This window comes from Brevundimonas sp. EYE_349, assembly GCF_023147505.1.
In the GTDB taxonomy this organism is placed as follows: domain Bacteria; phylum Pseudomonadota; class Alphaproteobacteria; order Caulobacterales; family Caulobacteraceae; genus Brevundimonas.
Map to the genome: position 1 here is coordinate 333363 of NZ_JAHXPB010000002.1, position 22631 is coordinate 355993.

General features: G+C 68.2%; 28 protein-coding genes and 1 other annotated feature. Of the genes, 17 read left to right on the top strand and 11 right to left on the bottom strand.

Going from position 1 to position 22631, the window contains the following annotated elements; genetic code table 11:
• The first annotated feature begins 3 nt into the window (after positions 1-3).
• From KZX42_RS05335 to KZX42_RS05360, 6 genes are all read left to right on the top strand, one after another.
• Complete coding sequence (locus tag KZX42_RS05335; protein ID WP_248117766.1) at positions 4-249, top strand: type II toxin-antitoxin system ParD family antitoxin; 246 nt, start codon at positions 4-6, stop codon at positions 247-249.
• Positions 249-569, top strand: coding sequence for a type II toxin-antitoxin system RelE/ParE family toxin (locus KZX42_RS05340; RefSeq protein ID WP_248117768.1), 321 nt, complete (start codon positions 249-251; stop codon positions 567-569). Before KZX42_RS05335 ends, KZX42_RS05340 begins: the two co-directional genes overlap by 1 nt.
• The gene (locus KZX42_RS05345; protein ID WP_248117770.1) at positions 554-1315 is read left to right on the top strand and encodes a DUF72 domain-containing protein; all 762 of its coding nucleotides are present in this window, start codon (positions 554-556) and stop codon (positions 1313-1315) included. The genes KZX42_RS05340 and KZX42_RS05345 overlap by 16 nt, the downstream gene beginning before the upstream one ends.
• A gap of 72 nt (positions 1316-1387) precedes the next feature.
• A complete protein-coding gene (locus KZX42_RS05350) occupies positions 1388-2449 on the top strand; it encodes an NAD(P)-dependent alcohol dehydrogenase (protein WP_248117772.1) in 1062 nt (353 codons plus the stop codon).
• 129 nt (positions 2450-2578) lie between these two features.
• Entirely contained in the window at positions 2579-3304 is a 726-nt protein-coding gene (phbB, locus tag KZX42_RS05355; protein WP_017505756.1) for an acetoacetyl-CoA reductase, read from the top strand.
• Between the two features lie 100 nt (positions 3305-3404).
• Positions 3405-4121 (top strand): DUF4908 domain-containing protein, encoded by a 717-nt coding sequence (locus KZX42_RS05360; RefSeq protein WP_248118061.1) that lies wholly within the window; start codon positions 3405-3407, stop codon positions 4119-4121.
• 3 nt (positions 4122-4124) lie between these two features.
• Here KZX42_RS05360 and gloB read toward each other — a convergent pair whose 3' ends face one another.
• A complete protein-coding gene (gene gloB, locus KZX42_RS05365; RefSeq protein ID WP_248117774.1) occupies positions 4125-4847 on the bottom strand; it encodes a hydroxyacylglutathione hydrolase in 723 nt (240 codons plus the stop codon).
• Positions 4848-4893: 46 nt separating this feature from the next.
• Between gloB and KZX42_RS05370 the strand changes: the two genes are divergently transcribed.
• The 5 genes from KZX42_RS05370 (at position 4894) to KZX42_RS05390 (ending at position 9583) form a co-directional block, all read left to right on the top strand.
• Positions 4894-5637, top strand: coding sequence for a methyltransferase domain-containing protein (locus KZX42_RS05370; protein ID WP_248117776.1), 744 nt, complete (start codon positions 4894-4896; stop codon positions 5635-5637).
• Between the two features lie 60 nt (positions 5638-5697).
• The gene (locus KZX42_RS05375) at positions 5698-6207 is read left to right on the top strand and encodes a histidine phosphatase family protein (protein ID WP_248117778.1); all 510 of its coding nucleotides are present in this window, start codon (positions 5698-5700) and stop codon (positions 6205-6207) included.
• On the top strand, positions 6204-6548 hold the full coding sequence (locus KZX42_RS05380) for a DUF952 domain-containing protein (RefSeq protein ID WP_248117779.1): 345 nt from the start codon (positions 6204-6206) through the stop codon (positions 6546-6548). The genes KZX42_RS05375 and KZX42_RS05380 overlap by 4 nt, the downstream gene beginning before the upstream one ends.
• A gap of 5 nt (positions 6549-6553) precedes the next feature.
• On the top strand, positions 6554-7603 hold the full coding sequence (locus tag KZX42_RS05385; RefSeq protein ID WP_248118063.1) for a quinone-dependent dihydroorotate dehydrogenase: 1050 nt from the start codon (positions 6554-6556) through the stop codon (positions 7601-7603).
• Positions 7604-7669: 66 nt separating this feature from the next.
• A complete protein-coding gene (locus KZX42_RS05390; protein ID WP_248117780.1) occupies positions 7670-9583 on the top strand; it encodes an ATP-binding protein in 1914 nt (637 codons plus the stop codon).
• Here KZX42_RS05390 and KZX42_RS05395 read toward each other — a convergent pair.
• Positions 9559-9990: a very short patch repair endonuclease gene (locus KZX42_RS05395; protein WP_248117781.1), complete on the bottom strand. Its 432-nt coding sequence runs from the start codon at positions 9988-9990 to the stop codon at positions 9559-9561. The two genes, KZX42_RS05390 and KZX42_RS05395, sit on opposite strands and share 25 nt — an antisense overlap.
• A gap of 40 nt (positions 9991-10030) precedes the next feature.
• Complete coding sequence (locus KZX42_RS05400; protein ID WP_248117782.1) at positions 10031-10516, bottom strand: peroxiredoxin; 486 nt, start codon at positions 10514-10516, stop codon at positions 10031-10033.
• 150 nt (positions 10517-10666) lie between these two features.
• Between KZX42_RS05400 and KZX42_RS05405 the strand changes: the two genes are divergently transcribed.
• On the top strand, positions 10667-11236 hold the full coding sequence (locus tag KZX42_RS05405; RefSeq protein ID WP_248117783.1) for a YqgE/AlgH family protein: 570 nt from the start codon (positions 10667-10669) through the stop codon (positions 11234-11236).
• A 28-nt stretch (positions 11237-11264) separates the two neighbouring features.
• Here the strand turns inward: KZX42_RS05405 and KZX42_RS05410 are convergent, their stop codons facing one another.
• Together KZX42_RS05410 and KZX42_RS05415 are read right to left on the bottom strand one after the other, a co-directional pair.
• Positions 11265-12098, bottom strand: a complete 834-nt coding sequence (locus KZX42_RS05410; RefSeq protein ID WP_248117784.1) for an outer membrane beta-barrel protein — start codon at positions 12096-12098, stop codon at positions 11265-11267.
• A gap of 136 nt (positions 12099-12234) precedes the next feature.
• Positions 12235-13935 carry a bifunctional protein-serine/threonine kinase/phosphatase gene (locus KZX42_RS05415; RefSeq protein WP_248117785.1) on the bottom strand — a complete coding sequence of 567 codons (1701 nt, stop codon included), beginning with the start codon at positions 13933-13935 and terminating at the stop codon, positions 12235-12237.
• Between the two features lie 127 nt (positions 13936-14062).
• Here KZX42_RS05415 and KZX42_RS05420 point away from each other — a divergent pair, with 127 nt between their 5' ends.
• The gene (locus KZX42_RS05420) at positions 14063-15169 is read left to right on the top strand and encodes a DUF5694 domain-containing protein (protein WP_248117787.1); all 1107 of its coding nucleotides are present in this window, start codon (positions 14063-14065) and stop codon (positions 15167-15169) included.
• Positions 15170-15185: 16 nt separating this feature from the next.
• On the opposite strand, the gene KZX42_RS05425 is transcribed toward KZX42_RS05420, so the two are convergent.
• The 3 genes from KZX42_RS05425 to KZX42_RS05435 are packed head-to-tail and all read right to left on the bottom strand — an operon-like array spanning position 15186 to position 18094.
• Positions 15186-16853: a bifunctional diguanylate cyclase/phosphodiesterase gene (locus KZX42_RS05425; protein WP_248117789.1), complete on the bottom strand. Its 1668-nt coding sequence runs from the start codon at positions 16851-16853 to the stop codon at positions 15186-15188.
• A gap of 31 nt (positions 16854-16884) precedes the next feature.
• Positions 16885-17463, bottom strand: a complete 579-nt coding sequence (locus KZX42_RS05430; RefSeq protein WP_248117791.1) for a GNAT family protein — start codon at positions 17461-17463, stop codon at positions 16885-16887.
• 37 nt (positions 17464-17500) lie between these two features.
• Complete coding sequence (locus KZX42_RS05435) at positions 17501-18094, bottom strand: TetR family transcriptional regulator (protein ID WP_248117792.1); 594 nt, start codon at positions 18092-18094, stop codon at positions 17501-17503.
• Between the two features lie 62 nt (positions 18095-18156).
• On the opposite strand from KZX42_RS05435, the gene KZX42_RS05440 reads away from it, so the two are divergent.
• Positions 18157-18993, top strand: a complete 837-nt coding sequence (locus KZX42_RS05440; RefSeq protein ID WP_248117794.1) for a metal-dependent hydrolase — start codon at positions 18157-18159, stop codon at positions 18991-18993.
• An 85-nt stretch (positions 18994-19078) separates the two neighbouring features.
• Positions 19079-19142, top strand: a sequence feature (sul1 is cis-regulatory element that is thought to sense ions involved in sulfur or methionine metabolism; They are found in Alphaproteobacteria).
• A gap of 59 nt (positions 19143-19201) precedes the next feature.
• On the top strand, positions 19202-20680 hold the full coding sequence (locus KZX42_RS05445) for a SulP family inorganic anion transporter (protein ID WP_312572296.1): 1479 nt from the start codon (positions 19202-19204) through the stop codon (positions 20678-20680).
• 34 nt (positions 20681-20714) lie between these two features.
• Here the strand turns inward: KZX42_RS05445 and KZX42_RS05450 are convergent, their stop codons facing one another.
• A complete protein-coding gene (locus KZX42_RS05450; RefSeq protein ID WP_248117798.1) occupies positions 20715-20924 on the bottom strand; it encodes a hypothetical protein in 210 nt (69 codons plus the stop codon).
• A gap of 237 nt (positions 20925-21161) precedes the next feature.
• On the opposite strand from KZX42_RS05450, the gene KZX42_RS05455 reads away from it, so the two are divergent.
• Positions 21162-21374 (top strand): cold-shock protein, encoded by a 213-nt coding sequence (locus tag KZX42_RS05455; RefSeq protein ID WP_248117799.1) that lies wholly within the window; start codon positions 21162-21164, stop codon positions 21372-21374.
• A 67-nt stretch (positions 21375-21441) separates the two neighbouring features.
• Here the strand turns inward: KZX42_RS05455 and KZX42_RS05460 are convergent, their stop codons facing one another.
• Both KZX42_RS05460 and KZX42_RS17225 read right to left on the bottom strand, forming a co-directional pair.
• On the bottom strand, positions 21442-21891 hold the full coding sequence (locus KZX42_RS05460) for a hypothetical protein (protein WP_248117801.1): 450 nt from the start codon (positions 21889-21891) through the stop codon (positions 21442-21444).
• Complete coding sequence (locus tag KZX42_RS17225) at positions 21892-22017, bottom strand: hypothetical protein (RefSeq protein ID WP_282438806.1); 126 nt, start codon at positions 22015-22017, stop codon at positions 21892-21894. It lies immediately after the preceding gene.
• 192 nt (positions 22018-22209) lie between these two features.
• Between KZX42_RS17225 and KZX42_RS05465 the strand changes: the two genes are divergently transcribed.
• Complete coding sequence (locus tag KZX42_RS05465) at positions 22210-22623, top strand: MAPEG family protein (protein WP_248117803.1); 414 nt, start codon at positions 22210-22212, stop codon at positions 22621-22623.
• Positions 22624-22631: the final 8 nt, after the last annotated feature.

A 22631-nucleotide genomic window follows, 5' to 3' on the forward strand; every position in this document is an offset into this window, starting at 1 on the left:
ATCATGGCGACGATGAACATCTCCCTGCCCGATCCGATGAAGGCCTGGGTCGAGGACCAGGCGAAATCCGGCCGCTACGCCAACACGTCCGACGTGGTGCGCGACCTGATCCGCCGCGAGCAAGTCAAGGCCGAGAAGATCGCCCATTGGCAGAGGCTGATTGCAGAGGCGGACGCTTCGGGCGTTTCAGATCAGTCTCCTCGGGAAGTGATCGAGGAACTGCGGGCTCAGTTGCGCCGCGCCTCCTGATGCTTCGCCTCAGCCGCGAAGCGCGATCGGACCTGCAACACGTCTATCTGCAGGGTCTCGAACTGTTCGGCAGCCGTCAGGCCGACGACTATATCGAGGGCCTTTTCGCGAAGTTGGACCTGCTGGCGCAGTTTCCACGGCTCGGCGCCGCTCGGCCGGAGTTGAGCCCGGACGCCCTGGTGATCTTCTACAGGAGCCACGCCATCCTCTATCGGATCGACGGTGCGGACGTGTTCGTCCGACGCATTCGACATGGGCTGGAGGATTGGCAGTCCGATGCATCGGACATCGGATCGAGCGACGAATGGAGCGAACCATGACCCATCCCATCCATGTCGGCGTCGGCGGTTGGACGTTCGAGCCGTGGCGGGGCGTCTTCTATCCCGAAGGGTTGGTGCAGAAGCGGGAGCTGGAGTATGCGGCGTCCAAGCTGACCTCCATCGAGATCAACGGCACCTATTATTCGACCTTCAAGTCCGACAGCTGGAAGAAATGGCGTGACGAGACGCCGGACGGTTTCGTGTTCTCGGTCAAGGCCAGCCGCTACTGCACCAATCGCAAGGTGCTGTCCGACGGAGCCGAGAGCTTCGACCGATTCCTCTCCCAGGGCCTGACCGAACTGGGCGACAAACTGGGGCCGATCAACTGGCAGTTCATGGGGACCAAGAAATTCGACCCCGAGGATTTCGAAGGCTTCCTGCAACTGTTGCCCAAGGACAAGAACGGCGTGCGGCTGCGCCACGCGCTGGAGGTTCGCAACCCGACCTTCGCCACGGAACAGTTCTATGATCTGGCCCGAAAATACGGCGCAGCCATCGTCTACGCTGTTGATGACGAGGAGCCGACCTGGCCCCAGATCGACGAGGCGACCGCCGATTTCAGCTACGCCCGGCTGATGTCCAGCCGCGAGGACGAGCCGACCGGCATGACCCCGCGCGAACTGGACGCCGTGGCCGATCAGGCCAGGGCCTGGGCGAAACGCGGCGACGTCTTCGCCTATTTCATCTCGGGGGCCAAGGTGCGGAACCCGGCGGCGGCTCAGGCGCTGATCGCCAAGCTGAAATAGGCCGAGCCGTCTTGCGACCGTTCGGCCGCGGCCGCTTCTAGGCCAGCCCTGCAAAGTCTGAAGGACTTCCCCATGCCGATCGCCACACGCGCCTTCGCCGCGACCGCCGCCGACAAGCCACTGACGCCCTATAGTTTCCAGCGGCGCGATCCCGGCCCGGACGATGTGCTGATCGACGTCAAATACTGCGGCGTCTGCCATTCCGACCTGCACGCGGCGCGCAGCGAAACTGGCCGATCCACCTATCCGCTGGTGCCGGGTCACGAGATCGCCGGGGTGGTCAAGGCGGTGGGCGCCGACGTCACCCGCTTCAAGGCCGGCGACCGCGTCGGGGTCGGCTGCATGGTCGACAGCTGCCGCGAATGCGTGTCGTGCCAGGAAGGGGTGGAGCAGTACTGCGTCCCCGGCTTCACCGGCACATACGGCGGCAAGGACAGGAAGGGCGGGACCCGCGAGACCATCACCCAGGGCGGCTATTCCGACCACATCACGGTCGATCAGCATTTCGTCCTGTCCATCCCGGACAGCCTGCCGCTGGACGTGGCGGCGCCTCTGCTGTGCGCCGGCATCACCACCTATTCGCCGCTGAAGGAGTGGGGCGTCGGACCCGGCTCGAACGTGGCGGTGATCGGCCTGGGCGGGCTGGGTCACATGGCGGTCAAGCTGGCGGCGGCCATGGGGGCGGAGGTCACCGTCCTGTCCACCTCGGACCGCAAGAAGGCCGACGCCGAACGGATGGGCGCCAAACATTTCCTGATCAATTCCGACAAGGACGCGATGAAGGCGGCGGCGGAAAAGTTCGATCTGATCATCAATACGGTGTCCGCCACCCACGAGATCGCCAGCCACATCCATCTGCTGGCCCGCGACGGGACCATGATCATGTTGGGCCTGACGACCGAGGGCCTGCCTGTGTTCGCCCTGCCGCTGCTTTGGCGTCGTCGTCGCATCGCCGGCTCGCTGATCGGCGGGATCAAGGAGACGCAGGAGATGCTGGACTTCTGCGCCCAGCACGGGATCGCCTGCGACATCGAGACCATCGCCCCGGATCAGATCAACGAGGCCTATGAGCGGATGGAGAAGTCGGACGTCCGCTATCGCTTCGTCATCGACATGGCGAAGGTGGCCGCCTGACGGATCGAAACGCGACGGAGGCGTGAAACTTCCGTTGCGTCAGATTCACGCCTTGCGCGCGCGGCCTTGGGCGTTAATCCTGAAATCCGACAAGGCCTTCCCAAGGGCCGGCAAGGGACAGGAGACGACATGGCGCGCGTGGCTTTCGTAACGGGCGGGACCCGGGGCATCGGCAAGGCGATCGTTCAGCGCCTGCATGAGGACGGGTTCAAGGTCGCCGCCGGCTATTCCGGAAACGACGAGGCGGCCAAGGCCATCGCCGATGCGCTGGACGTGATGGTGGTCAAGGGCAATGTCGGCAGCTTCGACGACTGCGCCCGCGCGGTGAAGGAGGTCGAGGATCAGCTCGGCCCCATCGACATCCTGGTCAACAACGCCGGCATCACCCGCGACGGCTTCTTCCACAAGATGAGCCACGACCAGTGGTCCGACGTGATCCGCGTCAACATGGACAGCGTCTTCAACATGACCCGGCAGGTCATCAACGGGATGCGCGACCGGGGCCACGGCCGCATCGTCAACATCTCCTCGATCAATGGCCAGAAAGGCCAGATCGGCCAGACCAACTATTCCGCCGCCAAGGCCGGGATGATCGGCTTCACCAAGGCCCTGGCGCTGGAGAATGCGAGGAAGGGCGTCACCGTGAACTGCATCGCGCCGGGCTATATCGACACCGAAATGGTCGGCGCCATGGACCCCAAGGTGCTGGAAGGCATCATCAGCCACATCCCCGTTGGCCGCCTGGGCAAGGGCGAGGAGATCGCCGACATGGTGTCCTGGCTGGTGGGCGAGCGTGCCGGATATGTCACAGGCTGCACCCTGTCGCTGAACGGCGGTCAATACCTGGTGGGTTGAGACGGCCTTCGCCCAAAATCCGCCGCGCGTCGCTTTCATCAAGTCTGTCATGAAGTTGTTGGGAACGGTCAGGGCGAAAAAATCGCCGCGCGTGACCGCGATGGCGGTCGTCGCCCTCGCGGCCATGGGCGTCAGCCTCGCCGCGCCCGCTGTCCTGCCCGCCGACTGTCACGCCCAGACGCGCCGCAGCGTGCCGCCCACCGCCCGCTATGTCAGCGGCAACGGCCAGGCCTTCGTCCTGGACACCTCCGGCTCTCGCGCCCTGATGCGGTTCGAGCGGTCGACCGAGGTCTGGGTGCTGCGCCCCACGCCCGCCCCGCGCGGCGACATCATCTATCGCAACGACAATGGCGATCAGGTGCTGCGCGTGACGCCGGACGGGGGCGTGACCCTTTACACCACAGCCACGCCGCAGGGCTCGCCGGTGTCGCGCGTCGGGGACGCGCAAGGTCTGGCCAGCGCCACCCTGACCGGGGCCCAGTTGGTCGACTATTTCATGCGTCAGAGCTATCGCGCCAGTACGGCCATGGGTCGGCTGATCGTGATCGACGTGGACATCCAGCCGGGTTCCGAACAGGTGGCGGCCGAAACCGTCTCGGCCGCCAGCGACGCCATCGTACGCATGGCCCGCGCCTCCAACCTGCGGGGCCAGGTCGAGCGGGTGCGCCGCGTGGTGGTCTCGGACCAGGGCCGGCCCGGCGTCACCCTGGTTCAGGGCACGCTGCGGATCGTCATCGACGCCGACGCCGGCATGGCGGGCCGGCCGTCGTCGGCCCGGATCGTGCGGGTCGTCGCCGGCGATGCGCTGAACCGCTGAAGCCTAGAAGGCGTCCTTCGCCGCCCGCCGCGCGGCGAACTGTTCGGCGTCCGCCGCAGTCAGGAAGGGGTTGAACCGCTTCTCCACCCCCATCGTCGTCAGCACGGTGGGTTCGCCGCGCTCGCGGGCGGCGAAGATCGCCTGGGCGTGGGCCGCCGTTTCGGGCCGGTCGTCCAGGCTCAGAGTGAAGCGGGCGTTCGACGCCGTATATTCATGGGCGCACCAGATGACCGTGGCGTCGGGCCAGGCCTTCAGCCGTTGCAGGCTGGCGAACATCTGCTCGGCTGTGCCTTCGAACAGCCGGCCGCAGCCCAGGGCGAACAGGGTGTCGCCCACAAAGGCCAGACCGGCGTCGGGCGCGCGGAAGACCACATGGCCCAGGGTGTGGCCGGGCGTGGCCGTGACTTCGAACCGCGTCTCGCCGACCATCACCACATCGCCATCCGCCGCCACACGGTCCAGCGGGGCGACGCGACGCACCTCTTCCGGCCCCACGATCTCGCAACCCCATTCGGCCTTCAGCCGCTCGTTGCCTTCGGTGTGATCGGGGTGCCAGTGGGTATTGAGGATCATATCCAGCCGGCCCCAGCCCAGCCGCTCCAACTCTTCCAGAATGCGTGCGGCGTCAGGCGTATCGACCGCCGCGACCACGCCGGTCGCCGCATCGCGGATCAGAAAGCCGTAGTTGTCGCTGCGGCAAGGGAACAGATGAACGTCCAGGGTCATGCCGCCATCCTAGCAGGAAGGCGGTCGTCGGGCCTATAGTGGCCCGATGCGGCGCAGCATCGACGAGCTTCGAACCTTCTACGGCGAACCGACCGGCGCCTTGGCGCGGCGTCTGGTGGCGCGCCGGCTGGAGGACGCCTGGGGCGAGGCGGCGGATTGCGACGTGTTGGGCGTTGGGTATGCGACGCCGTGGCTGGACGCTTTCGTCGGCGCGCGGCGGGTGGTCGCGGCCATGCCGGGCGGCCAGGGGGTGGAGCAATGGCCCGCCGTCGGGCGAAACCGCACCCTGCTGGTGGACGACCGGCGCCTGCCCTTCCCCGCCGGATCGTTCGACCGCATCCTGCTGGTCCATGCGCTGGAGGAGGCGGACGATCCCGCCGCCCTGCTGCTCGAAGCCGTCAGGGCGCTGGCCCCCACCGGGCGGATCATCCTGGCGGCGGCGGCGCGCGGGGGCCTGTGGGCGCGGGCGGACAACACCCCGTTCGGCCACGGACGCCCCTTCACCCGACGCCAACTGGAGCGGCTGGTGCGTGACGTGGGACTGGAGCCGGCGGCCTGGTCCCAGACCCTGTATGTGCCGCCTTGGGGGCCGCTGCTGCCCTTGGCCGAAGGGTTCGAACAGGTGGGCCGCCATGTCTTTCCGGGAACCGCCGGCCTGATCCTGCTCGAGGCGTCGCGCCAGGGCTACGCCCGCATCCGGCCCAGCGGCCATGCCCAGCGCGTCGCCGCACCCGTCCTGGCGCCCCAGCCCGTCACCTCCGTCCCTTCGCAACGTGAACAGCGCGACTGACAGGGAGTTGACCGGCGCGGCATCTGGTCGGCGAGCGGAAACCGCCTTATGGCGAAGATCATGCACCGACTGATCCTGATGCGGCACGCCCAGGCCGAAACCTCCGCTCCGTCCGGCGGCGACGAGGGTCGCCCCCTGTCCGCCGCCGGCCGCGCCGAGGCGGTGCTGATGGGCCGCGCCCTGGCCGAACGGGGCCTGAAGCCCGACCTGGCTCTGGTTTCCACCGCCGTACGCACCCGTCAGACCTGGGAGCAGATGCACGACGCCCTGGGCGACGTGGAGGTGCGCGACGAGGCTTGCCTGTACAACGCCTCCGCCGACGTCATCCGCCGGTTTGTCGAGGCCAGCGAGGACGAGGCCGGCTGCCTGCTGGTCCTGGCGCACAATCCGGGCGTCCATGTGCTGGCGGCCGAGTATCTGGTTGAAAGCGCGGCCTCGCCGACGGTGGTGGACAAGCTGTCGGGCGGTTTTCCAACCGGCGCGGCCGCCCTGTTCACCGTCGATGCAGCGGGGCGATGCGCCTACGAAGGGTTTCTGACGCCACGGTCGCTGGGCGCGCCCTCGCTGTGACCGACATCGCCTACAAGATCGTGGACGCCGCCGAATGGCGCGCGGCCGTCGCCGAGGGCCGCTATGACGGCGCGCCGGTCGATCTGGCCGACGGCTATATCCATATGTCGACCCAGGACCAGTTGGCCGAGACGGCGCGACGGCATTTCGCCGGTCGCCAAGAGTTGCTGCTGCTGTACGTGGACCTGACGCGACTGGGCGACGACGTGGTCTGGGAGCCGTCGCGGGGCGGCGCCCTGTTCCCGCACCTCTATGCGCCCCTGCCCGTCTCGGCCGTGGCCGCCACGCGCACCCTGAACGTCACCGACGAGGGCGAGATGCAGGTCGGGGACCCGGCATGAGCCTGATGGCGCGCATCAGCGACGCGGGCGCCGCCGCCCTGCGGCGCCTTGATCCCGAACAGGCGCACCAGTTGGCGATCAAGAGCCTGGCGCTCGCCCCCCTGCCCCGGCCGCCGGTCGACGATCCGATCCTGGGGACGACGTTGGCGGGTCTGGCCCTGCCGAATCCGGTCGGTCTGGCCGCCGGGCTGGACAAGAACGGCGAGGCCCTGCGCGGCCTGTCGCGTCTTGGATTCGGCTTCGTGGAGTGCGGCTCGGTCACGCCGCGCGCCCAGGCCGGCAACCCCCAGCCGCGCCTGTTCCGCCTGACCGAGGATCGGGCCGTCATCAACCGGATGGCGTTCAACAACGCCGGGCTGGACGCCTTCGCCGCCCGGCTGGACCATCGACCGAAAGGGGTGGCGGTCGGGGCCAATCTGGGCGCCAACAAGGATACGCAGGACAAGGCCGCCGACTATGTGGAGGGCCTGGAGCGTCTGGCCGGTCGCGCCAGCTATTTCACCGTCAACATCTCCTCGCCCAATACGCCCGGTCTGCGCGCCTTGCAGGGCCGCGATCAGCTGGACGACCTGTTGGGCCGCATCGACGCCGCCCGTCCGGCGACAGGCACCGCGCGCGCGCCTGTCTTCCTGAAGATCGCGCCTGACCTGATCGCCGACGAGATCAGCATGATCGTGGAGGCGTCGCTGGCGCACCGGATCGACGGACTGATCGTGTCCAACACCACGCTTGAACGGCCAGAGACCCTGCGTTCGCCCCAGGCGCGCGAGACCGGCGGCCTGTCGGGCGCGCCGATCCGGCCCTTCGCCGAAAAGGCCCTGCGCGCGGCGGCCGAGGCGGCGGGCGGACGTCTGCCCCTGATCGCGGTCGGCGGGATCGACAGCGGCGCCGAAGCCTATGCCCGCATCCGCCTGGGCGCCTCGGCGGTCCAGCTCTATTCCGCCTTGATCTACGAAGGTCCCGGTCTGGTCGCCCGGATCAAGCGCGACCTTGCCGCCCGGCTGCGCGCCGACGGCTTTTCCACACTGGCCGAGGCGATCGGCGCGGGTCGTTGACGGAGCGTTAGGCTCGACCGGGGCAAAGTCGTCTCAAAGCGTCTGATGGCGCCAACGGGGAAATGCATGTCGCACACCACGGGCGCCGATACGGTCAGCGGCTGGGCCTATGCGGTCCGGCAACGCCGGGGCGCGATGATGCAGCGCATCGCCGTGGGCATGGCCAGCAGCCTGGCCGCGACCTCCCTGGTGGGCTGGCCGATCGCCGTGGGCTGGGGTCTGGCCTATATCGCCATCCAGGCGTGGGAAGCCTTCGTCTTCGCGCCCCTGAACCTGCCGATCCCGCGCCCGATGTCCAAGGCGCGCAACATCCTGGGCGGGGCGACCATGTTCGCCAACACGGGCCTGTATGGCGCCCTGTCGATGATGCTGTGGGTGTTCGGCGGGGCGGCGGGCGGCGTATCGGCGGCGATCATGCTTCCGGCCGCCATGGTCTATTCCATGGTCAATGCGCCCCGGTCCCTGACCGTTCTGGCCTGCACCACCACGCCGCAGATCCTTTATATGGCGGCCTTCCCCTTCCTGCTGATGGGGCTGGGCGCGCCGCTGGGCGCCGCGATCACGGCGGCGGCGGCGGTGATCATCTTCACCATCTACTGTCTGAACGTCTGGCGCAGCCTGGCCGACCGGCTGAAGCGCGAACAGCACGACCGCCTGCGGGCCGAGGCGCATGTCGAGCGGATGAGCCGCGAACTGAGCGAGCAGCGCGCCTTTCTCGCCGCCATCGGTCATGACCTGCGCACCCCCATCGGCGCCATCCTGAGCGGGGCGGCAGAGGTGCGCGGCGCGGACGCGGGATCGCGCCAGAACGCCGAACTGATCACCGACGCCGGCCTGATGATGAAGTCCCTGCTGGACGATCTGCTGGACCATTCCCGCATAGGGGCGGGTCGGATGGCCATAGAGGTCAAGGATTTCGACCTGCGCCAGATGCTGGCCCAGACGCTGCAGCTGTGGCGCGCGCCGGCCGAGGCCAAGGGGCTGAAACTGCGGATCGAGGGGGCGGCGACCATGCCGCGGTCGGTCAAGGGCGACGTGATCCGCATTCGCCAGGTGCTGAACAATCTGTTGTCCAACGCCATGAAGTTCACCGCCAGCGGGACCATCACCCTGCGGGTTCAGGGCTGGCTGGAAGAGCCGGCGTCCTACGCCCTGACGTTCGAGATCGCCGACACCGGCCCCGGCATGACGCCCGACCAGCTGGACCGACTGTTCACCCCGTTCGACCAGACGGCCGAAGGGGTCACCGCCCGCTATGGCGGTTCGGGTCTGGGGCTGGCGATCAGCCGCAATCTGGTGGACCTGATGGGCGGACGGCTGACGGTGCGCAGCACGCCGGGCCAGGGGTCGCGCTTCACCGTCTCGCTGGTCCTGCCGCGCGGCGAGGCGGCGGCACCGTCGGTCGAGCCTGCGGATCAGAGCCGTCTGGACATCGCCCGGACCTTGCGCCCCACGGCGCCCGTCCCCTCCGCGCCCGCACCCGCGCCCGTTGCAGCGCCTGAGCCGGTCGCCGCTCCAAGCCCCGAACCTGTCGCGGCCATCGCGATGGAGGCCGAGGCGGAAGCGGAAGACGAAACCGACCAGCCGCTGCGCCTGCTGGTGGTGGACGATCACGACATCAATCGCCGGGCGGTGCAGCTGATCCTTCAGCCCCTGGGGTGCGAAATCACCACGGCCGCCGACGGGCTGATCGCGCTGGAACGCTGCGAGGAGACGGTCTTCGACGTCATCTTCATGGATGTTCGGATGCCCGAACTGGATGGTCGCGAGACCACGCGCCGTCTGCGGGCCGGCCATGGCCCCAACGCCCTGACGCCCGTGGTCGCCGTCACCGCCGATACGGCGCCCGAGGATGTCGCCGCCTGTCAGGCGGCGGGCATGGCCTATTTCGTGTCCAAGCCCCTGACGCCCACGGCCCTGATCGGCGCCCTGCAGCACGTGCTGGAAGAAACCGCTCAGGCCAGATCCGAGGCCGCCTGACCCGTCAATTCGACGATCAGGGCCGCGGGAAAGTCGGGCCGGCGCAGGTCGCATTCCCAGACCACGACCACCCGCCAGCCGGCCGACAGCAGCGCCTGCACGGCCGCCTCGTCGCGGGCGCGGTTGCGGGCGATCTTGGCGATCCAGTAGTCGGCGTTGGTCTTGGGCTGGCGCGCGCCCCGGGGGCAGTCGTGGCCGTGCCAGAAACAGCCGTGGACGAACAGGGCGATGCGGCGGCCCTTCATCACGACATCCGGCCGACCGGGGAGGCCGCAGCCGCCTAGCCGGTAACCGACGCCGGCCGCGCGCAGAACCTTGCGCACGGCCAGTTCGGGCGACGTGTCCCGCCCCTTCACGCGGCGCATCACGGCGCTGCGCTGCTCGGGACTGAAGACATCAGTGGTCATGGTCGTCGGGCCGCAGAACGACGCCGCGGCCCGGCTTCCATCAGAGCTGGGCGATCAGATGCTCGGCCGACGACACCTTGAACTCGCCGCCCTCCTCGATGTTCAGCTGGGTCACGACGCCGTCCTTGACCAGCATGGAATAGCGCTGCGAGCGCTCGCCCAGGCCGAAGCCCGAACCGTCCAGCACCAGGCCCAGGGCCTTGGTCAGTTCGCCGTTGCCGTCAGCCAGCATGACGATGCTGTCGTCGGTGACGCCCTGGCTCTCGCCCCAGGCCTTCATGACGAAGGCGTCGTTGACCGAGACGCAGGCGACGGTGTCGACGCCCTTGCCCTTGATGTCCGACAGATGGTCCTTGAAGCCCGGCAGGTGGCGGGCCGAGCAGGTCGGGGTGAAGGCGCCGGGCACGGCGAACAGGGCAACGGTCTTGCCGGCGAAGATATCGGCCGTGCTGACGGGCTTGGGCCCTTCGGACGTGGCCTGGGCCAGGGTCGCGTCGGGGATGCGATCGCCGATCTGGATGGTCATGAGGGTCTCCGCGGACAGGGAAGGATGAAGGGAAAGGACGTGGCGTCGAATGGATGAAAAACGCCGCCTGCGACACATAGAGGCCGACGGGCCAACCGCAAGCGCCTGCGTCTTGCGCCCGACGCTTTCGCGGCGGATGATGGGCGGATCATGAGCGAAGCCTCCCCCCTGACCGGCCGCCTGCTGGTGGCCATGCCCGGCATCGACGATCCCCGGTTCGAACATGCGGTCATCCTGATCTGCGCCCATGGCCCGGACCATGCGATGGGCCTCAGGCTGGATCGACCCGCGCCGGGCGTGGACCTGAAGACGGTGCTGGACAAGCTGGACGCCCCCGCGCCGGACCAGTCGATCGGTCGGGCGGTGCTGATGGGCGGGCCGGTGGAGCGCGAGCGGGGCTTCGTCCTGCACACCGACGACTGGATGATCGGCGAGGACAGCCTTCCGTTTGGCGACGGCCTGGCGATGACGGGCACGCGCGAGGCGCTGACGGCCATGACCGACGATGTCGGCGGCCCGCGCCGCTCTGCCCTTCTGCTGGGCTATGCTGGCTGGGGCGAAGGGCAGTTGGAGGAGGAGTTGGCCGACAACGTCTGGCTGACCGCCGAGGCGGACCTGGATCTGATCTTCGACAGCGAACACACGTCGAAATGGACTCGCGCCCTCGCCCTGCTGGGCGTGGACGCAGCCATGCTGTCCAGCCAGGGCGGCCGGGCCTGAACCCGACCCGACCGCCCCGCTTCGGGACTTAGAAGCGGTAGTTCATGCCCACGCGGAACATATGCGTGCCGAACTTGCCGTTGCCGCGCGTGATGTCCGTGCCCGTGGTGTTGGGCGCCAGAACGAACGGGTTGGTCGCCGGCGCCGTGCCTTGGCCCACGCGGACGACGGGGCTGTCCACGTCCAGCGAGGTGTAGAGGTATTCGCCGGTGAAGGTCAGGCCGCGACCCAGGGCGTATTCCACGCCGCCGCCGGCCTGCCAACCGTCGCCGTCGTCGCCTTCGCTGTTCTGGCTGAAGCTGTTGGCCTGGTTCGAGGTGCGGAACTTGTTGTCGAACTTGCCATAGGCGTAGCCGCCGGTGCCGTAGATCAGGGCGTTGCCGGCCGCATAGCCGAGACGCAGACGGGCGGCCGCCGTGCTCTCCAGCTCGCGCGTGAAGGTGTAGGAGGCCGGGGTGGTCGAGAAGCCGGTCACCGAATCCTGGGCGTTGTTGACGGTGTATTCGGCCAGGGCGCCGACGACGATATTGCCGAACTGCCAGTCATATCCGGCGCGCACGCCCGCCTCGACGCCGTTGTTGTCGCCCTTGCACCCGGTGGTCGGGGCGGTGCTGGTGGCCGCGCCGCCGCAGAAGCCGGGGCTGAAGGCGTTGGCGCCGGCCGCCGTATTGACGGGATCGCCATAGGCGCCGTCCAGATTACGGTCGAAGCGCAGGATTTCGTCGCCGTCGTCGTTGGTCTGGTTGTAGCCGCCGAAGATGCCGACGTAAGGGCCGGACCAGTTCTGCACGGTCGATTGGGCCAGGGCCGGGGTGGAGACGAGGGCCAGCGCCAGGGCGCTGCAGGCGAGGGTCTTGATCATTGGGGGAGGCTTACGTGCTGGCTGCGGGCGCGAAGTCCCCGCTCGCGGTCGGAAAAGCGAAACCGCACGAGACGTTCCCGAAAAAGGTGCGCCGCCAAATGTCGCACATCCGATGGCTGCGCTTTGGCGTAGGCGCCTAGCGCGTGGCCATGGAGATCAGGAAGGCCAGCAGAAGGATCAGGCTGACCCCCTGCCAGAACCGCACCGGATCGCGTTCGATCAGCGACAGCTGGCGCGGCGGCGGGGCGGCGACGGCGCTGCCCGTCTCCAGCACGTGGATCAGTTCCTCCACATCCTCGAACCGATCGTTGGGATCGACCGCCGAGGCGCGCAGGATGGCGGCTTCCAGCCAGGCGGGCATGTCCGGCCGGTGGCGGGTCGGGGGCGCCGGCGCGCGGTCGAACCGGGGCGCGTCCGCCGGATCGACCTCGCCCCACGGATAGGTTCGGGTGAACAGCCGATACAGGGTCACGCCCAGGGCGAACTGGTCGGTCAGGGCGTCGCCCGCCTCGCCCGCATACATCTCCGGCGCCTTGTAGCCGGCCGTGCCGGGCGCCTCGGCCTCGGCGAACTCCTCGGCCAGCCTCAGGCGCGCCACGCCCAGATCGACCAGTTTCAACCCGCCGTTCGCCTCCAGGATCACATTGTCCGGCTTGATGTCGCGGTGCGTCACCCCCGCCCGGTGCAGGGCCGAGACGGCGCGCGCCAGCGGCAGGGCGACCGCGATCCCCTCGGCGATCGGATAGGGCCCCTCCTCGGCCAGATGCGCGTGCAGGGTCCGGCCGGCGTGGAAGGGCTGGGCGATGTAGAGGCGGCTCTGACGCCCGGCGTCCAGCGTCAGCACCTTGCCGACATAGGGGCTGTCGATGCGACGGCCGATGAAGGCTTCGCGCAGGAAGGCGGTGCGGGCGCCGCGCTCGGACACCACGGCGGGCTTGGGGAATTTCAGCACCACCACGCCTGCGTCGCCCAGCGTGTCCCGGGCCAGGAACAGCCGGGTATAGCGCCCGTCCGCCACCAACCGCTGCAGCACAAAGCCGTCCACCGTCTGACCCACCTCGGGCGGGGAAGCGATGGCCAGCCCTTCCGCCTCGGCCGTGATCGCCTCCCAGTCGGGCGCCCCGGTGCGGACCACGTCGATGACGATGGCCGTGGCGTTGTCGCGCGCGCCCGCCGTCTCGACCTCGGCCAGGATGGCGCGGGCGTCCGCATCGGGCGATCCGCGCCGCGCCAGCAGCCCGGCGATGGCCGCGTCCGTCAGCACCCCATGCACCCCGTCGGTGGTCAGCAGCAGCCGGTCGTGCGGCTCCAGCCGCACCTGGCGCACATCCAGCTTGACGTCCGCCTCGATGCCCACGGCGCGATAGAGCACATGGCTCAGCCCCTGCTGGGCGCGGGTGTGGTCCTCGGTCAGCCGCGTCAGAACCCCGTCGCGGAAATGCCAGGCGCGGCTGTCGCCGACGTGCAGGGCCGTGGCCTCGCGCCCGCGCAGCACCAGGGCGGTGAAGGTGGTCGCCGCCCCCTCCATCGCCGGGTCGCTGCGCCCCTTGGCGTGGAGCCAGCGATTGAAACCCCGCAGCGCCTTGATCCCGTTGGCGGCGATGCCGTTCAGCGGGTTCTGGTCCAGATAGCCGTCTATGAAGCTGCGCGTGGTCAGTTCCGCCGCCACCCGCCCGGCCTTGGACCCCGACACCCCGTCGGCGATCACCGCCACCACCCCGTGCTCGCGCTGTTCCGCCGCGGTGCCGATATGGACCCCGCCGAAATCCTGATTGTCCGCCTTGGGGCCCTGCGCGGTAGCGAAGCCTGCGGCGATCTCCAGTCTGGCGTCGGTCATGGCGACCACTGTCCGTCAAACTGAGCCGTATGGCTAGCTGTCCAAAACTTAACGGGTGCAGCGGCCACGCTTGGGCCAGACTGCCTTTGGCGTCGGGGTTGGCGGCGTCGTTTCAAGGTCAAATCTCATGGCGCGTCCCCATCACCGCATCCTGTCGTCCGTCGTCGCCATGGCCGCTGCGGCGGTCGCCGGCCTGGCCTCAGCTCAGGATTATCGCCCGGACTTTCATCCCGAACAGCTGAAGGGACCGCCCTCCGGCGCGCCCAACACGGTGCTGGTTCTGGGCACCGTCCATCTGTCCGGCCTGCCGGAAAGCTTCGACTGGGTCCTGTTGGCGCCGCTGATGGATAAGCTGGCCGCCTGGGCGCCGACCGCCATCGCCACCGAGGATTTGTCGGGCCTGCAATGCGACAGCCTGCGCCGCTATCCACAACGCTACGCCGAAACGATCGAATCCTATTGTTCCGACCCTTCAGCGGCCGGCGCAGCCTTGGGCCTAGACGTGCCCGCCGCCAACGCCGAGGCGGAACGACTGCTGGCCGCTTGGCCCGCGTCGCCCACGGCCGCCCAGCGCCGATATTTGACGGCGGTCTTCCTGGCGGCGGGCGAGCAAGGCTCGGCCCTGGTTCAATGGCTGCGTCTGCCGACCCAGGAGCGCCGCGCCGGCGACGGCCTGACCGACGATCTGGCCGCCCGGATGGAGCGGATCAGGGTCCGCCGCAACGAGACCGATCAGATCTCCGCCCCCCTGGCCGCACGCCTGGGACTGGAGCGACTATGGAGCGTCGACGATCACTCCGCCGACACCCCCGACAGCCCCGATCCGGCGGTCAAGAAGGCCTATGCCGACGCCGTCATGGGCGCCTGGAACAATCCCTACAGCCGTGAGCGCCGCGCTGAATCCGACCGATTGCAGGCGGACCTGAACGCGCCGGGCGGCGTCCTGGCCCTGTATCGCGCCTACAACGAACCGCGTCAGTCGCTGCTGACCTACCAATCCGATTTCGGCGCCGCGCTCAGGGAGCCGTCGCCGCAGGGGTTCGGCCGCAACTACGTCGGCTATTGGGAGACGCGGAACCTGCGCATGGTCGCCAATATGCGCGATGTCCTGGGTCGCTATCCGGGCACGCGGATGCTGACCATCGTCGGCGCCTCGCACAAACCCTATTACGAAGCCTATCTGAACATGATGCACGACGTAGTGCTGGCCGACCCCGAGGCGGTGCTGCGCTGAGGCGGCCAGGCGTCGATCAAGCCGACCGCTGCTTGATCGGCGCTGATCCGTCAGCCAGGCTTTCGGCCAGATAGACTTCGGCCTCCTGGGCCGGCAGGGCGGGGGCGTAGCCGAAGCCCTGGCCGTAGTGGCATTGGGCGTCCAGCAGCAGGCGGGCCAGTTCGGCGTTCTCGACCCCCTCGGCGACGACCTCCAGCGACAGGTCGCGACCCAGGTTGACGACCGACTTGACGATCTTGGCCGAGCCCTCGTCCTTGTTCATCGTCAGCACGAAGTAGCGGTCGATCTTCAGCGTATCGAACGGCAGGCGCGCCAGATACGACAGGGACGAGAAGCCGGTGCCGAAGTCGTCCAGCGCCAGCGACGCCCCGACATCCTTAAGCGACTGCAGCACCTCGGCGGCGTGCGCGGTGTCGCGCATGATGTCGCCCTCGGTGACTTCCAGCTTCAGCGCGCCCTTGGGCAGGCCGCTTTCCTTGATCACGCGCGCCACGTCCTCGCACAGGTGCGGACGCTCGATCTCACCCACCGAAAGATTGACGCTGCAGAACAGCTTGCCGGCCAGCGGATGGCGTTCGATCCATTCGGCCAGCTGCCGCGCCGACTGGGTCATCATCAGAAGACCCAGTTCGTTCATCATGCCCAGGTCGGCGGTCAGGCCCAGGAATTCGTCCGGCGGCACCAGGCCGCGACGGGGGTGCCGCCAGCGGGCCAGGGCCTCGAACCCCGCCACCGCCCCGGTGTTCAGGTTCACGATGGGCTGGAAGAAGGGCACGATCTCGCCGCGCACGAAGGCGTTGCGGAGGTCCGCCTCCAGCGCCAGCCGGCTGAGACTGTCGCTTTCCAGCGCCCGGCCATAGGCGGCCGATCCGCCGCGCCCGGCGCTCTTGGCCGATTCCACCGCCAGCTCGACCCGCCGCAGCAGTTCGGCGGCGTCCGGCGCGTCCGGCCCGCCCTCCACCATCACCGCTCCGATGGAGACGGTCGGATAGATATCGAAGCCTGCGACCCGCAGCGGCTGTTCCAGCGCGTCGCGCATCCGGTAGCTGGTGTGCGAGGCGCTGCGCGGCACGATGATGGCGAACTCGTCCTCTCCGATCCGGGCGGGCGAAGCGTCCTTGGGGAAGGCGGCGGCCAGGCGCGAGCCCAGGGCCGACAGGACCAGATCCGTGCGTTCGTGGCCCAGCGCCTCATTCAGGCGACGCAGGCGATCGACGTCCCCGACCACCATCTCGTATTCGCCCGCCTGGGTCAGGACCTCGGTGACGCGGGCCAGGAAGGCGCGACGGTCCAGAAGGCCGGTCAAAGTGTCCTGATCCGATCCGGCGAACTTGGTCTCCAGCGCGACGACGCCGGCGGCGCGCAGGCCGTCCTCCAGCCAGACGCCGCGCCACAGACAGGTTTCGGACCCGCGCATCCGCAGACGCACGGCGACCTCGGTCCCCTCTTCCTGGGGTTTCAGCATCCGTTCGGCCAGGCTGCGGTCTTGGGGCATGGCCAGGGCGACGAAGCCGGCGGCGGTGCATTCCGGGGCCAGCGGCCCCAGGCCCAGGGCGCGGGTGGCCCCGGTGAAACGCAGCTCGTTCTCGGCCGGGGTCCAGATCCACAGGGCCGTGTCGGCGGCGGCCAGCGCCTCGATGGCGGTCGTGGCGTCCCAGGCCAGCGATCGGGATCGTGTCGTCACGCTATCCGCCCTTCCAGACGGCCCGCGACCGTCAACGCTCGTCCTCGACCAGGCCGAACAGAAGATGGTCTGCCCAAGCGCCGTTAATTTTCAAATAAGCCCGCGCCCGGCCCTCGTTGCGGAAGCCCGATTTCTCCAGCACCCGGCGCGAACCGTGATTGGTCGGCAGGCAGGCCGCCTCCAGCCGATGCAGCTTCAGCACGTCGAACGCATAGCCGACCACCGCCTGGACGGCCGCCGTCGCCACGCCCTGGCCCGAGTAAGGCTGGCCGATCCAGTAGCCCAGGGTGCCGGTCTCGGCGACGCCGCGCCGCACGTTCGACAGGGTCACGGCGCCGGCCAGCGTCTTTCCTCCATCGACCAGGACGAAGAAGGGCCAGGCGTGGCCCAGCTCCATCTCGCGCGCATAGATCGACAGCCGCCGCCGGAACGCCGCCTTGGTCAGGTCGTCCTCGGGCCAGGCCGGCTCCCACGGTTGCAGATAGTCGCGCGACCCGTCCCGCAGCGTGGACCAGGCGGCGTGGTCGCCGGCGCGCGGCGGGCGCAGCAGCACGCCCTTCCCGCGCACCACGGGTCCGCCGACATCGCTCATCCAGTCCAGAAGGGCCATGGGTGGGGACTATAGCACCAAGATCCTGGCCTGAACCTTACGGTTCGGCCAAAAGCGTCGCCGTCAGTTTCAGCGCCAGATCGCGCCCCAGTCCGTCGGGCGCGCCCAGCATCGGGGTCAGTATGTCGCCGATCAGACCCTCGGCGAAGGCCATATAGGCCGCCGTGACCACCAGGGCCTTGGCCCGTTCCGCCGCGCGCGGATCTTCGGGCGCCATGGCCGCCAGCCGGTCGGCCAGATCGCGCACCACCTGGGCGAAACTTTCGGCCCGCGCCTGTTCGCGCGCCAGCGCCAGCCAGGCCGCCATCTGCGAGGCGCCGCCCTGGCCGAAGGCGTCGAACACGGCCGTCATCAGACGGTCGGGCTCCACATCGTCCCGTCCCGCGCCCAGGCCCGCCTCGATCCAGTCGGCCAGGTCTCGCACCATCCGGTCCATCAGCGCGCCCTGCAGTCCCGCCGCCGAGCCGAAGTGGTGGATCAGATTGGCGTGGCCCACCCCCATGCGCTCGCCCACGGCCTTCAGCGTCACCGCCGCCGGGCCGCCGGACAGCAACAGATCGCGCGCCGCCTCCAGCGCCTCTTCGCGCGCCGCAGCCCCTCGACGCCGCCTTGCCGGGCCATTAGTTGACATAGATGTCAGTTATCTCCATATTGATCTCGAAATCGATGGGCAGACCCTTAAGGAGCCTTATCATGGCGAAATCCGCCACACCCGCCGACCTCCAGATCACGCCGCGCGACCTGCATATCGACCGCGAGGCCGCCACGCCACGCTGGTGGTTCAATGGCGACCCCTTCGGCACGGCGGTGATGAACGCCCTCAGCCTGACCTTCCCCGACGGCGAGCGGTTCTTCATCCAGTCGGTCAAACGCTTCGCCAAGGACGCGCCGCCCAATCTGGCCGCCGACATCCGCGCCTTCACGGTGCAGGAAGGGGCGCACACGCGCGAGCACATGGCCTTCAACGCCATCACCGAACGCGCAGGCTATCGGACCGCCGAGATCGAGGCCTATGTCACCGAACGGCTGAACATCGCCCGCGCCCGCCCGCCGCTGGCGCAACTGGCCGCGACCATGGCGCTGGAGCATTTCACCGCCGCCTTCGCCCACCGGCTTCTGGCCGACCCGGACCTGCTGAAAGGATCGCCCCACGATCTGGCGCGGCTCTGGCGCTGGCACTCCATCGAGGAGATCGAGCACAAGGGCGTGGCCTATGACGTCTTCCTGCATGCGACGCGCGACATGTCGCCGCTGCAGCGTTGGCGGCTGCGTCGCTGGGCCATGCTGCTGACGACCCTTCTGTTCACCAAGACGGTGCGCCAGACCAGTCTGATGCTGCTGAAACAGGACGGCATCGTCGGCTGGCGCGCCCGGTTCGGCCTGTTCCGTTGGCTGTGGTTCAAGCCGGGCCTGTATCGCCGGATGATCGGCGACTATTTCGCCTTCTACCGCCCCGACTTCCACCCCTGGCAGGTTGACGACCGCGACCTGATCGCCGAGGCCGAAATGGGCCTGGCCCAGCCGGCGTAAAGCCCTCCATTCCGGGGCGTCCTTCGCGCGCCCCGGAGCCTGCGCTTGCTTTCCGCACGCGCCTGACGCATCAGGACGTCATCACCTTGGACCCGGCCCTGTTCGCAGGCGACGGGTGGCTATCCCCGCCGCCGATCCGCTGGGAAACCGAACCGCCAGAAACCGCATCGTCGGGCGCGGCTCATCCAGATGAAATCCTGACATGACCCTGATTGCATCCGCGCGCCAGCAATGGCTCGCCAGTCCACGCCGCGACCTGCTGGCCGGAACCGTCGTGGCCCTGGCCCTGATCCCGGAGGCCATCGCCTTCTCCCTGATCGCCGGCGTCGATCCGGCGGTGGGCCTGTACGCCAGCGTCGTGATCGCGATCACCATCGCCTTCGTCGGCGGGCGGCCGGCCATGATCTCGGCGGCGACCGGGGCCATGGCGCTGCTGATGGTCACCCTGGTTCGCGATCATGGCATCGAATATCTGTTCGCCGCCTCCATCCTGTGCGGCGTGTTTCAGATCGTCATCGGCCTGCTGAAGCTGGGCCGCTACATCAAGTTCGTCAGCCGCAGCGTGATGACCGGCTTCGTCAATGCGCTGGCGATCCTGATCTTCCTGGCCCAGATGCCGGAACTGATCGGCGCCGGGCCGACCACCTATGTTCTCGTCGCGGCGGCCCTGGCCATCATCTATGGCGCCCCGCGCCTGACCAAGGCCGTCCCCTCGCCCCTGATCGCCATCGTGGTCGTCAGCGCCGCGGTGATGGTGATGAAGCTGGACGTGCGGACGGTCGGCGACATGGGTCAGATGCCCACCGCCCTGCCGGCGTTCCACCTGCCCGCCGTGCCGCTGACGTGGCGGACGCTGGCCATCATCGCCCCGATCTCGGCCACCCTGGCCTTCGTCGGCCTGCTGGAGAGCCTGCTGACCGCCAATCTGATCGACGACGTGACCGACACCGCCTCGGACAAGGATCGCGAGACGCGCGGTCAGGGGATCGCCAACATCCTGTCGCCCCTGTTCGGCGGCATGGCGGGTTGCGCCATGATCGGCCAGTCGATGATCAATGTCGGATCGGGCGCGCGCGGGCGGCTGTCGACCCTGTGGGCTGGACTGTTCCTGCTGTTCCTGATGCTGGCGCTTCAGGACTGGGTGGCGCGCATTCCGATGGCGGCCCTGGTTGCGGTCATGATCATGGTGTCGGTCGGGACCTTCGACTGGAACTCGGTGTTGAAGCTGCGCACCCTGCCCATCCAGTCCTCGATCGTCATGGTCGCCACCACGGCGACCGTCGTCGTCACCCACGACCTGTCCAAGGGCGTGGTGCTTGGCGTGCTGCTGTCCGCCGTCTTCTTCATGCGTAAGGTCAGCAAGACCTTGAGCGTGACCGAAGTTCAGACATCCGAACCCGGCGCGCTGCGATATCGCGTGTCAGGCCAGTTGTTCTTCGGCTCGGCCGATCTGTTCGCCGCCAGTTTCGAACATCATGGCGGGCCGACGCACGTCGAGATCGACCTGACCGACGCCCATCTGTGGGACCTGACCGGCGTCGCCGCCGTGGACAAGGTGGTGTTCCGCTATCGCCGACAGGGCGCCCAGGTTCAGGTGGTCGGCATGAACGACGCCGCCCGCACCCTAGTCGCGCGGGTGGGGCGGTTCGAGAAGATGCATCTGCCAGCCGACGCCGGCGCGCATTAAGCGGCCAGGTTCACGCTCTCAAGCTCTCAGGCCCTCAGGCCGCGTCCGGCGTGGCCTCGACCTCGGCCTTGGGCATCTTGCAGATGCGGTTCAGATCCGCGCGGATCGAACTGCCCTGGAAGTGCGAAATCTCGGCGCCGGAATAGCCCTCGCCCGACAGCGCCTTCACGACGTCGCCGGTGTTGAGACAGTTTTGCGTGCGGGCCAGTTGATAGGCGCGCTCCACGACATGGGTGCGGTTCATGGAAATGCCTTTCGTTCGCCACATCAACGCCTTGCAAGCTAAACCGTTCCAGGCGCTGGATTTTATCCTCCGACGCGGCGCGCTTGCATTTGTCACGAAGACCTGCGCACATAAGCCTCGTCGATCTCTCTGCGTAACGCCCACTCTCTCTGCGAACGCACGAGTCCAGGCCGCTCCATTCAGACCCGACAGGCCGCAGGGACGTTCCCTCGGTCAACTTCTAACGGAGGTCTACTAATGGCTACCGGCACTGTTAAGTGGTTCAACGCAACCAAGGGCTACGGCTTCATCCAACCCGACGACGGCGGCAAGGACGTCTTCGTGCACATTTCGGCTGTTGAAGCCGCCGGCCTGCGCGGCCTGGACGAAAACCAGAAGGTTTCCTACGAGCTGGAACGCGACAAGCGTTCGGGCAAGGAATCGGCTGGCCAGCTCCAGACCCAAGGCTGATTTCAGCACCTGCTGATACGACGACGGCGGCTCCTCTCGGAGCCGCCGTTTTCAATTGGGGCTCAGCCTATCGCCCGAAGCAGGTCCGTTCGATGAAGCCCTGCGCTGCGGCCGAGGCTTCGGAGGGATTGTGTCCGCCGTCGAACTCGAGAGCCGCGAACGGCGCCTTGGCCACGCGCAGGGCCTCGACCAAAGGCGCATAGTGATCTGCAAACGGCGCGGCCGGATCCTTTCGTCCGCCGGCGACGAAGATCGGACGATCCGCCAGGTCGGGCGCGCGCTGGGCCAAGCGGGACGCGGCGGCGTCCCGCGTGATCGCATTCATGAACCCGTCCACGCCTTCAGGACCAAACCGGGCCGTCTCGGGCTCGGCGGCGAAGCTGTCCAGATCCGCCTTCCAGGCTGCACGATAGTCCGCGTCCGTTCCCCAGCGCGCGCCGATCACGCCCATGTCGGCCGGAACCAGGGCCACGGCGCAACGCACGCCATGATCCGCCGCCGCCGTCTGCAACGCCACCTAGCCGCCATAACTGACGCCGATCACGCCGATGTTCGAGGCGTCCGCTCCGCTGGCCGGATCGGTCTTCAGCCATCCCATCCCCTGTTCGGCCTGATGCCGCAAATGCGGAACGGAAGCCGTCACGGACCTGGTGACAGGGAAACGTGGACAGCACAGCTTAACTTTAGCTCATGACGTGGATTTCATGGACCGGCGCGCTGGCCGCCGACTGCCCGATCATCGCTCCCCGCGACAAGGCGCGCCTGCGGCTCAGCTTGTGCTTTTCGGACCGGCTTCATCCCGTTAGTATCGGCGTTCTTTGGGGAGGTTGTCGCGATGACGACAATGGTCGCTCCAGTGCTGGCGCTGGTGACATGGTCGCTGATCATCTGGGCGTGGATGTATGTCAAACGCATCCCGGCCATGCAGAAGGCGGGCATCGCGCCCCAGGACGCGGCCATGCCCGGCAGTCTGAACGTCCTGCCCGCTCCGGCCCGCCAGGCCGCCGACAACTACAACCACCTGATGGAGCAGCCGACCATCTTCTACGCGGCGGCCCTGGCCATCCAGGTGGCGGGTCATGGCGACGCCTGGATGGCGGGTCTGGCCTGGGCCTATGTGGCGCTAAGGGTGCTGCACAGCCTGGTTCAGATCAGCATCAACCGGGTGATGGCGCGCTTTTCGCTGTTTGTCCTGGCCACGATGGTTCTGGCCGTCATGGTCGGACGCGCGTTGATCCTGATCTGGTGAGGGGCCCG

What these genes read in the sequence shown, in the direction of transcription:
- KZX42_RS05335 (WP_248117766.1), top strand. Translation starts at nt 4, where the DNA reads ATGGCGACGATGAACATCTCCCTGCCCGATCCGATGAAGGCCTGGGTC.
- KZX42_RS05340 (WP_248117768.1), top strand. Translation starts at nt 249, where the DNA reads ATGCTTCGCCTCAGCCGCGAAGCGCGATCGGACCTGCAACACGTCTAT.
- KZX42_RS05345 (WP_248117770.1), top strand. Translation starts at nt 554, where the DNA reads ATGGAGCGAACCATGACCCATCCCATCCATGTCGGCGTCGGCGGTTGG.
- KZX42_RS05350 (WP_248117772.1), top strand. Translation starts at nt 1,388, where the DNA reads ATGCCGATCGCCACACGCGCCTTCGCCGCGACCGCCGCCGACAAGCCA.
- phbB (WP_017505756.1), top strand. Translation starts at nt 2,579, where the DNA reads ATGGCGCGCGTGGCTTTCGTAACGGGCGGGACCCGGGGCATCGGCAAG.
- KZX42_RS05360 (WP_248118061.1), top strand. Translation starts at nt 3,405, where the DNA reads ATGGCGGTCGTCGCCCTCGCGGCCATGGGCGTCAGCCTCGCCGCGCCC.
- gloB (WP_248117774.1), bottom strand. Translation starts at nt 4,847, where the DNA reads ATGACCCTGGACGTTCATCTGTTCCCTTGCCGCAGCGACAACTACGGC.
- KZX42_RS05370 (WP_248117776.1), top strand. Translation starts at nt 4,894, where the DNA reads ATGCGGCGCAGCATCGACGAGCTTCGAACCTTCTACGGCGAACCGACC.
- KZX42_RS05375 (WP_248117778.1), top strand. Translation starts at nt 5,698, where the DNA reads ATGCACCGACTGATCCTGATGCGGCACGCCCAGGCCGAAACCTCCGCT.
- KZX42_RS05385 (WP_248118063.1), top strand. Translation starts at nt 6,554, where the DNA reads ATGGCGCGCATCAGCGACGCGGGCGCCGCCGCCCTGCGGCGCCTTGAT.
- KZX42_RS05390 (WP_248117780.1), top strand. Translation starts at nt 7,670, where the DNA reads ATGTCGCACACCACGGGCGCCGATACGGTCAGCGGCTGGGCCTATGCG.
- KZX42_RS05395 (WP_248117781.1), bottom strand. Translation starts at nt 9,990, where the DNA reads ATGACCACTGATGTCTTCAGTCCCGAGCAGCGCAGCGCCGTGATGCGC.
- KZX42_RS05400 (WP_248117782.1), bottom strand. Translation starts at nt 10,516, where the DNA reads ATGACCATCCAGATCGGCGATCGCATCCCCGACGCGACCCTGGCCCAG.
- KZX42_RS05405 (WP_248117783.1), top strand. Translation starts at nt 10,667, where the DNA reads ATGAGCGAAGCCTCCCCCCTGACCGGCCGCCTGCTGGTGGCCATGCCC.
- KZX42_RS05410 (WP_248117784.1), bottom strand. Translation starts at nt 12,098, where the DNA reads ATGATCAAGACCCTCGCCTGCAGCGCCCTGGCGCTGGCCCTCGTCTCC.
- KZX42_RS05415 (WP_248117785.1), bottom strand. Translation starts at nt 13,935, where the DNA reads ATGACCGACGCCAGACTGGAGATCGCCGCAGGCTTCGCTACCGCGCAG.
- KZX42_RS05420 (WP_248117787.1), top strand. Translation starts at nt 14,063, where the DNA reads ATGGCGCGTCCCCATCACCGCATCCTGTCGTCCGTCGTCGCCATGGCC.
- KZX42_RS05430 (WP_248117791.1), bottom strand. Translation starts at nt 17,463, where the DNA reads ATGGCCCTTCTGGACTGGATGAGCGATGTCGGCGGACCCGTGGTGCGC.
- KZX42_RS05435 (WP_248117792.1), bottom strand. Translation starts at nt 18,094, where the DNA reads ATGTCAACTAATGGCCCGGCAAGGCGGCGTCGAGGGGCTGCGGCGCGC.
- KZX42_RS05440 (WP_248117794.1), top strand. Translation starts at nt 18,157, where the DNA reads ATGGCGAAATCCGCCACACCCGCCGACCTCCAGATCACGCCGCGCGAC.
- KZX42_RS05450 (WP_248117798.1), bottom strand. Translation starts at nt 20,924, where the DNA reads ATGAACCGCACCCATGTCGTGGAGCGCGCCTATCAACTGGCCCGCACG.
- KZX42_RS05455 (WP_248117799.1), top strand. Translation starts at nt 21,162, where the DNA reads ATGGCTACCGGCACTGTTAAGTGGTTCAACGCAACCAAGGGCTACGGC.
- KZX42_RS05465 (WP_248117803.1), top strand. Translation starts at nt 22,210, where the DNA reads ATGACGACAATGGTCGCTCCAGTGCTGGCGCTGGTGACATGGTCGCTG.